The organism is Rhodothermales bacterium (assembly GCA_013002345.1).
Taxonomy (GTDB): domain Bacteria; phylum Bacteroidota; class Rhodothermia; order Rhodothermales; family JABDKH01; genus JABDKH01.
Genome location: JABDKH010000126.1, coordinates 1 through 8135, shown reverse-complemented (window position 1 = coordinate 8135; position 8135 = coordinate 1). Strand labels below are relative to the sequence as shown.

Below are 8135 nucleotides of genomic sequence, written 5' to 3'. Positions count from 1 at the left end.
GGCGTCGAGGTGAAGGACGGCGGATCGTTGACATCGGCGACTGTGATCGTGAAGGACTGTGTATCCGTGAGCGCCCCGTCGCTGACCTGAAGGTCGACATCATTTGGGCCGACATCGCCGTTGGCGGGCGTACCGGAAAGCGTGGCGGTGCCATTGCCGTTGTTGGTCAGCGTGAGCCACGCGGGAAGTGGCGTTGCCTCAGTAAACGTCAGTGCATTGCCGTCGGGATCCGTAGCTGCGGCGAGGTATGAGTACGGTGTGCCCTGCGTCGCACCTGTGACTGGCGTCGACGTGAAGACCGGCGGGTCGTTGACGTTGGCGACCGTGATCGTAAACGACTGCGTATCGGTGAGGGTGCCGTCGCTGACCTGAAGGTCGACTGCGTTCGGTCCCACGTCGCCGTTGGCCGGTGTGCCAGATAGTGTTGCAGTTCCGTTGCCGTTGTTGGTCAGTGTCAGCCATGCGGGGAGTGGCGTCGCCTCGGAGAATGTCAGGACATCTGCGTCCGGATCTGTTGCAGCGGTGACGTATGAGTACAGAGACCCCTGCGTGGCACCCGTGACCGGCGTCGAGGTGAAGGACGGCGGATCGTTGACATCGGCGACTGTGATCGTGAAGGACTGTGTATCCGTGAGCGCCCCGTCGCTGACCTGAAGGTCGACATCATTAGGTCCTACGTCGCCGTTGGCCGGCGTACCGGAAAGCGTCGCCGTGCCGTTGCCATTGTTGGTCAGCGTGAGCCAGGTTGGTAGCAGTGATGCCTCGGAGAACGTCAGTATATCTCCGTCAGGATCGTTGGCTGTGGCGACATATGAGTACAGAGACCCTTGCGTGGCACCTGTGACCGGCGTCGACGTGAAGGACGGCGGATCGTTGACATCGGCGACTGTGATGGTGAAGCTCTGCGTATCGGTCAATGTCCCATCGCTGACCTGAAGATCGACGTCATTTGGGCCGACATCGCCGTTGGCGGGCGTTCCCGTAAGTGTGGCGGTTCCGTTTTCATTGTCGGTGAGTGTCAACCAGGACGGTAGTGGCGTCGCCGCCGAAAACGTCAGTGCGTTGCCGTCGGGATCTGTCGCTGCGGCGAGGTATGAGTACAGCGACCCTTGCGTTGCACCTGTTACCGGCGTCGATGTGAAGGACGGCGGGTCATTGACGTTGGCGACCGTGATCGTAAACGACTGCGTATCGGTCAATGTCCCATCGCTGACCTGCAGATCGACGTCATTTGGGCCGACATCGCCGTTGTCTGGTGTCCCCGTAAGCGTGGCGGTACCATTTCCATTGTCGGTTAGCGTCAGCCAGGCCGGAATCGGTGTCGCCTCCGAGAATGTCAGTGCGTTACCGTCGGGATCGGTGGCCACCACGGCATAGGTGTATGGGCTATCCTCAGTGGCATCGGTAACCGGCGTCGAAGTAAAGGATGGCGGATCATTGACGTTGGCGACCGTGATCGAGAAGCTCTGCGTATCTGTCAGCGCACCGTCGCTAACCTGGAGGTCGACTGCGTTCGGTCCGACGTCGCCGTTGGCGGGCGTCCCGGAAAGCGTAGCGGTCCCGTTTCCATTGTCAGTCAGGGTCAGCCACGCGGGAAGCGGGGACGCCTCGGAGAACGTCAAAGCGTTGCCATCGGGATCGGTTGCTGCTGCGACGTATGAGTATGGAGATCCCTGTGTCGCGCCTGTGACTGGCGTCGATGTGAAGGATGGGGGGTCGTTTACGTCAGAGACGTCTATATCGAAGATATCATCGACGGATGCGAGAGAGGGATCTTGCGCCTTCACCTTGACTTGCAGCTTTCCGATGTCTGCATTTTCCGGTGTCCCGGAGAATGTCCTGGTCGACCCATCAAACGTCAGCCACAGGGGAAGCGGCTGGTCGTTGTGACGCAACGCCGTATAGGTTAGAAGGTCACCGTCCACGTCCTCGAAGGCGTCAAGCGCGAACGTGAAGAGGAAGGGTTGATCTTGTATTGCGATCTGATCCGGAATAGGATTGGCGACGGTCGGCGCATCGTTCGTGTTCTGGACCGTGAGCAGGAAGATGTCTGATATCGAAGCTGTTGACGGATCCGAAGCTGTTACGCGAACTGAGAGGATCGTGACGTCGTCATTGGCCGGTGTTCCGGAGAACGTTCGGGTTAGACCGTCGAAACTCAGCCAGGTCGGGAGGGGCGATGCATCGGACAGATCCGCGACGTAGGTCAGCGCATCACCGTCTGCATCGTCGAAAGTATTGGCGGCGAAGGCGAAGGAGTAGGGGTTGTCTTCGAATGCCAGCTGGTCGGGTATGGCGTTCGCGACAGTGGGCGGGTCGTTGACGCTTGAGACCGTGATCGTAAAGGTCTGCGGAGCCGACGTGTCGACGCCGCTGTTTGCCGTGCCGCCATCGTCCTGAACCGTCACATCAAAGGTCGACGCCCCCGATGCCCCTGCGGCCGGCGTGTACGTCAGCGTACCACTGGCATCAACCAGCGGTGCCGACGAAAACAACGCCCCGTTCGACACCCCGCTCACCGCGTAGCCCACGACCGACTGCGACAGATCCTCATCCGCCGGACCCGCATCAAAGGCCGTCACCCAGCCCACCAGCGTCTGCGCCGGAGCATCCTCCGCCACCGACGGCGGATTGCTCGCCGTAAACGTCGGCGCATCGTTGACCGCCGTCACCGTGACGGTGAAAACCTCATCGGTGGTGTCCGTCCCGTCATCGACCGTCACCGTCACCGTCACCGGACCGCCGTTCAAGTCGGCGACCGGCGTCGCCGTGATCGTCCGGCTCGCCCCAGATCCACCCAGCACCAGATTGCCATCGGGCAACAACGTCTGATCCGCGGAAACCGCCGTCACCACCAGCGCCGCCGCGGCCGTCTCCGCATCGTCCACCGTAAAGGCCAATGCGCCCGTCGTGCCCTCTTCCAGTATCACCTGGTCCGCAATCGCAGAAATCGTCGGAACCGTCTGCGCCACCGCCACCTCTACCAACCCCAGCCCGAGGGTACCCGCAACGACGAGCAATCTGAATGCAGTATGTCGAGTCCACGTCTTCATCATTGCTCCAGCGCCACCGTCTCTTCAACAATCGTCTCAAGCCCTGACCCGTTCGTCACGCGAATCTGGACAATAATCTGTGCACCCGTGGCTGCCGCCGGGATGTCCGCCCGGAGCAGCTGCCGGCCGTACGACGGACGACCCGCCGGCACAATCGGATACGCCGTCCAGTCCGTAAGAGCTACGCCGCCCGGATCGAGTATGCGGTAATCGACACGAGATATCGACGACTCCGCATCCGCCAGACCATCTATGAATGCAAGTACACGACCCGCCTGCGCATATATCTGAACGCTCCGAATCTGCGGTGGAGTTGTGTCCTCGGTGGAAATCGTCACCTGCCCGGCCGCCGTGCTCGCCGCTCCCGTTCCATTCACAACTCGCACCACTGCTCGCAAGGCTGTCGCACCCCGCGGCGGACGAATCGTAACCGTCTCTGTCGTGCCTGGATACGACTCGCCACTGACGACGTCGGCGTCCAGCCATCCCGTCAAGTCGGCTCCGCTAGCTGCATCCTCGACCCGGTACTGGACCCTCGAAATACCGGTCTCGGGATCCGATGACGAACCTATCCGGATCTCGATCGCCGCATCCGCCCCCACACTGGAGCTGAGAAGGCGAACGGCGAGCGTCGGAACCTGTGGCGGCGTCCGATCACCGATCGATAACTCGGGCACGACCAGCGTTTCCGCGAAAGTCGCCGACAGACCGGCTGCATTCTCGGCCCGTACCTCCACACGCACCGCTCTGCTGATCGTGAAGTTGAGTTGCGTCCGCTTCACTTCTGCGAGCGTTCCCGGCGGGAACGACGTCCAGTCCACATAGCTCTGCGTCCGGCGCCGATCATCGACAACCCGATAAGACAACTCCTGAATTCCGGACTGGTAATCCGCAATCGCCTCCCGACTGATCTCGATCCTCGGGTCCGACTCCGACGTTACATATCGAGCGAGCTCGGCAACCATGACGGGCTCCGTCTCATCGATGTCAATGTCGATCACTTCGCTCCAATCGGCGCGCAATCCGGCCGCATTCGTCGCCCTGAAATCAATCCGCACGGCCGCATCCGACTCGACCGGTGGCAACTGAATCACAACCTGTCCACCTCGAAACGCACGCGCACGCGGTGCAGCTAGTTCAACCCACTCACCAGCCTGCTCGTTCGAGACGAGTCGATACTCAATCGCGACGATATCCGATTCCGCATCGGTGACCCGCATGTCAGACACCTCAACGGTGTTCGGCCGTCCGATGTCATAGTAGCCCGCATAGACGAGTCGGGGTTGAACCACGATGGGCGGAGACACATCCGTCGACGAGCCGACCTGCGACACAATGCGCGTCTCCAGCCCAAGGCCATTCTGCACTCGCACCTCCAGCTGAAGTTGATCCTGATTGAGCGCCCGCGCAGCCGACTCCGACAGGGCTATCCCATAGGATCCGCCTCCGAATTCTGCGGACAGGTGCTCCGACTCGAAGACGCTTTCCCATCCGCCGACCGTGCCGCTGGTTCCATTCACTGAGCCAGTTCCGGTCTCTGCCAACCGATACGCCACAGACCGAACACCGGATTCCGGATCCTGTGCCGGCCCAACAACGACATCAAGGCGAACGCCAGCCTGCCCACGGCCGGAGCGGACATTAACAAAAGGCTGTGTCGGGGGCGTGTCATCCACGAGGAGGCGCCCGAACGCGTCGGACTCGACCGCGCCCACCGCTTCGGAGTAGCCGTCCATCAGCACGACCCTCCCCGATGCGATCTCCAGCGTAGCCGCATCAAGCACCAGGTCTTCGAAGAAAGCACTCACCGGCGCCTGCCCCACCGAGCCTTCGAAGAAGCCGTGGACCGCATAGCCGTCGCTCGTAAGCTCCACGCTACCGAGATTGAAGATGACCGGGGGTCGACTGAACGGATATACCCATTCGGCCAGGGCCGGCCGTGCGGGAGCATACGTGAATGTCGAGATCTCCGATCGTCCACCGTCGGCGAACGGCAGCAGACCATCGGCGTCACGCGCCGCAACCTGCCACGCATACCGCGAACCGGGCTCCAGTGGAAGGCGATCGAGCGTGTACGGAAGGGTCGTGATTCCGGTAACGACGGCCTGCTCTATTGGGCGGTTGGCCTCAATAGCCTGCGTCGGCTCCTGCTCTGGGTATATCTCGACGAGAAGAAACTCATACTCGACAACACTCGTGACCGGACCGCCAAGGACGGGAAGCCACGTGAAGACCGGCAGCCCGTCGCCGAGGACTTCATCGTATGACGGACTTAACAGCATCGGAGGCTCCAGATACTGTACGGCAAAAGTGGCTGAGCCCGGAACGGAAATCACAAGGGCGTCGGGATCGGACGGAATCGCTTCGACCGTCAGCGTGTACATGCCCTCCGACAACAGCCCGGTCCGATCGAGATTCTGATCCAGACCGGCACCGAGCGCATCGACGACGTCCTGGTACGTCGCCGGGAAAGTGATAGAGGGGCCCGCATCAAGTGACGTGTAGGTGTACACACCCCGCGTATAGCCCACCGCGTCCGACGTCACGTCGAGCACGATATCTCCTTCCCGATCAAGTTGAACGCGGAAAACGAACTCGCCTTGCTGCCGATCCGGGCTGTTAAACACGAATGTCATGGGGAATCGTCCCTGCTCAAACTGCGTCGCTATCTCGGAGACGAGCGGCGACGAAAGGACGGGAGGAATACCGGAGAGATTGACCTGCGCCAGCCCCTGGGCGCGTGTCGGTGTCACCGCCAGAGAAGCACAGACCCCTACCATGATCGTCGTCAACACGGTCGACGGCGACAACATGATTCGCAATATGTAGGCGATTCTCTGCATCTGATTAGAAACGATGCTCGACCCGCAGGCTGACCTGCAATTCGTTGAACGACCCCGTCAGATCACCCGAGTTTCGGAGACCACGGGTCGTGAGGCGGATCTGGCTTCCGGTCGGCAGGCGGTATGATCCCGCAAGACGCAGCGACAATTGTCGCGATGTCAGGCTTGCCAGATCTTCGGCCGGGAAGTCCAGCGAGTTGCGCGACCAGCCTCCACCTAGCGAGAGTCTAGCTCGTCTTTGAAGCAGCGATGTCGACCCGCCAACGGTGATGCTCATAGCACCCGCGTCTGTTGTCGGGGTCTTGCTCGACAGCATCCCCGCGGAGCTGTTCAGCGAGAAGCCGTTCGCGAAAGCGATCGAGTACGCGGCCGTGGCGGCGAGATTATCAAACTTTACCTCGACGGCCCTCGACGGGTCGGACGCAGGCGCCTTGTCACGCAGGAATTGATACGTCGTATTGAGCGTGACGACGTGCGTCAGGGTTGACGACGGAATCGTGAACGTGGGTCCGACCATAATCGTCTGTGCCACATTGCGTTGATCCGCGATGGGCTGCGCGGCGAAAGACTCGTTCAAGTCGTTCCTTGTGCTCATGTTCGAATACGCAGCGGCAAGATTCACACGCGGTGACAGACGAAAATGACCGTGCAGAGAGAGCTGTCGTCGCTTGAGCGTCGAGGCCCGGTTGCCTGCCAGGTTATTGCGAGAAGATCTGAATCGTAACTGCAGGTTTGCCCTCCGCTCCGCAAGTGAGAAAGAGGGTTCGATCCTTATGACGGCCTGATCACTTCGTGTCTGTGAAAGACCGAGAGACGTGAAGCCGGGCTGCACACGTTCGTAGGACGCTCTCAGCTTGAACTCCTTTAACCGGAGTCGAGCGCTGATATCGGTTGCATAGTCGATGCGACTTCCGACGCGCGGCGTGAAGAAGCCCATCATGCTGCTTACGCCGGACTCAGCCTCGTTAGCACGCGTGTTGCCTGAGAAAGCGGCCAGCGTATACGTCGCCCGCAGGTGGAGGCGGCTATCGAACAGTTTCAGCCCGAGGTCGGGCGTGACTGACACATTCTCAACCGGAACCGCACTAATGCTGTCGGCCAGGGATGATTCGTCGTCCCGCACGACTACACCGATCAGATGAACGTGCGACCCTTCCGACTTGCCCGCACCGATTCGTGCGGAGTAAAGCCACTCACTGAAGGATGGGCGACCAAAAACTGCCGACCCCGTAGCATCGACGGATCTCCGAACCCGGCCGTACAAGAACGATGCGAGGTATGGACCGTAGGTCACCTCGGCTGAACCGCCGCGAACGGTCGCGCCGTTCAGGCTGAATCGGGACAGCACGGGACTCAGGTCGCCCACTGTCACTCCCAGGAACCGATACCCGACGTTTGCGGACAGACGGTTCATTGCCTGCCGGGATCCGGTCTGTTCGGTTGCAAGCATGAACTGGAATCCGTACCGGACATCAGAGCTCTGCGACGCGCCTCGCCCGAAGACCATTCCACTCGTTCCGTCCCTGCGATTGCTAATACCGCTTGCACTGTAGGCTTCACCGACAAACCCGACGTGGCCGGCGAATTCGCCTGTACGAACCGGGCCTGACGTCTGGGCAGCGGCAATTCCAGGCAGCAGAACGCCGCCCGCCACACCGACGACGAGCAGGAGCTTCAGCCACACGAAAGGTTGTATTGAGAGTTGCCGCATTAAGGTTCAGCTTTGCCAGGCGGACGAGATTGTCTCGTCTCGGCAAAGGGTCGAACGTAACCTGTGAGACGTCGGATTATCGGAGAGATAACCACCTTTGGTCTCGAAGGAAGACACGAGATGAGGTTTGAGGGTCCTTCGCTGACGCCAGACGAGTACTTCTTCTCTCCTGTTGCGTCCTGAGTCCCGGACATAAGACTGTATCGATCCAGGCACCCGCTTCGCCTTCTTAAAGGTACGTAAAATCAAGAAAAACAGCACTAGTGAGGCATTTCGGACCTCATGCTTCTCCAGGCACCAAGAATTGTTCCAACAGTCGCCTCGCGCGGTCCGGATAGTCGGTGATAATCCCGTCGACGCCCAGCCGGACGGCCCTGCATATGTCCGCGTCGGTGTTGGTCTTCCAGGGTATGACCAGCATTCCTCGTCGATGTGCGCTCCGTACCAATCTTGTCGACAGCGAACGATGGTCAGGACTGTAGATTTGCGGGACAAAGCCCAGGCGCTTCAGCTTCAATGAGATGAACC

Annotated in this window: 3 protein-coding genes and 1 pseudogene; 1 reads left to right on the top strand and 3 read right to left on the bottom strand. The window is 60.4% G+C overall.

Translation table 11 applies throughout. The features are described from left to right. A partial coding sequence (locus HKN37_06485) for a tandem-95 repeat protein (protein NNE46289.1) occupies positions 1 to 3056 on the bottom strand: 3056 nt, incomplete at its 3' end. A gap of 1225 nt (positions 3057 to 4281) precedes the next feature. Between HKN37_06485 and HKN37_06480 the strand changes: the two are divergent. Then, a pseudogene (locus HKN37_06480) lies at positions 4282 to 4452 on the top strand (hypothetical protein). Between the two features lie 1448 nt (positions 4453 to 5900). Here the strand turns inward: HKN37_06480 and HKN37_06475 are convergent. Then, positions 5901 to 7607 (bottom strand): hypothetical protein, encoded by a 1707-nt coding sequence (locus HKN37_06475; protein ID NNE46288.1) that lies wholly within the window; start codon positions 7605 to 7607, stop codon positions 5901 to 5903. A gap of 280 nt (positions 7608 to 7887) precedes the next feature. After that, positions 7888 to 8135, bottom strand: a 248-nt coding sequence (locus HKN37_06470) for a glycerophosphodiester phosphodiesterase (protein ID NNE46287.1), incomplete at its 5' end; no start/stop codon positions are given.

Excerpts from the sequence above, each read along its gene's own strand:
- HKN37_06475 (NNE46288.1), bottom strand. The coding sequence starts at position 7,607 with ATGCGGCAACTCTCAATACAACCTTTCGTGTGGCTGAAGCTCCTGCTC.